This window comes from Pontibacter sp. HJ8 (genome assembly GCF_054824225.1).
In genome coordinates, this window is sequence record NZ_JSYF01000672.1 from 1 (window position 1) to 1,342 (window position 1,342).

The window sequence follows — 1,342 nt, forward strand, 5'->3', positions numbered from 1 at the left end:
TTTATAAAGCATGAGAAGCAAGGTATAGGTATAGCCATACCTATACCTAAACCTATACCCTGGGCTTTGTTATCTATAGAGAAATGGATTACAAAACCGGAATTGACTTTTTGAGGCAAGCCTTCTGAATAACTAAATCAAAGAGCCGCTCCCGAAAGGAAGCGGCTCTTTGATTTATAGCAGGTTCTCTTGCTCTTACTCGTAGCGCAATGCTTCTATCGGGTCGAGCTTGGAGGCGCGATAGGCGGGGTAATAACCAGAAAGGACACCAACAACTACACAAATCGTAAGGCCCACCATGACCCAGACCCACGGCACTATAAAACCGCCCTCTCCTATCATGGATGCGATCCCGTTGCCCATGAGTATACCCAGGAATATACCGGCCAGCCCCCCTAGTATACAGATCATGATGGCCTCAATCAGAAATTGTAACCTGATCTGATGGGAAGTGGCTCCCATCGCCTTCCGCACACCAATCTCACGAGTTCGCTCATTCACAGACACCATCATGATATTCATCAGGCCTACAGAAGCTCCCAGCAAGGTGATAAAACCTATCACAAAGCCCCCTACCTTCAGATAACCCGATATTTCATTGAGGCTCTGGATGAGCGAGTCGCTTCTTCTTATTTCAAATGACTCTTCCTGCCCCAGTTTGTCCTGGCGCACGTTGCGCATGATCCCGGTTGCTTCGCCCATCACATAGGTCAGCTCGTCCGGTCTTTCAATGGATGTTTTGATATTGAATGTCAGAGAAGAACTACCCGTTCGTGGTATCTGGCGCCCCGTCTCCAGGGGAATAAGAATAGTCCGGTCACCACCGGTGCCTCCCATACTGCTGCCCTTTTTTTCCAGCTCGCCTATTATTTTAAAGTGGCGGCCCAGGAAAGAAATATAGTGTCCGATCGGATCAGTCTTTGGGAAAAGCTTTTCGCCGATTTCTTTACCGATGATGGCCACATTTGTACCTTGTTCCAATTCATAAGATGAAAATCCGCGCCCGCGCTCCAGGTTCAGGTTCTGGTTCTGGAGATAAAACTCATCTCCTGCCACTATATTGATGTTGGGGTTCGTTTTATCGGTTTCGCTCTTCACTACGGTAGCACCCGAAATATAGGCCGATAAGCTTACCTGTGACGTGGCCACCATCAACTGCTTGTACTGGATGGCCTGATCATAGGTAATATCCGGATATACCTTATCCGATCTGTTCTGACCGTTGCCTCTGTTGTTGTATTTTTTCTGAATATCGAAAGAATTGGCTCCCAGGCTCGAAAAGGTCTGGTTCAGGGAATGCTTGATACCATCTACGGCCGTGAGAATACCTACAAGCGACATA

Annotated in this window: 1 protein-coding gene; it reads right to left on the reverse strand. The window is 47.6% G+C overall.

The annotated features are described in order from the left end of the window. Positions 1-195: 195 nt before the first annotated feature. A partial coding sequence (locus tag OB13_RS20795; RefSeq protein ID WP_461492100.1) for an ABC transporter permease occupies positions 196-1,342 on the reverse strand: 1,147 nt, incomplete at its 5' end.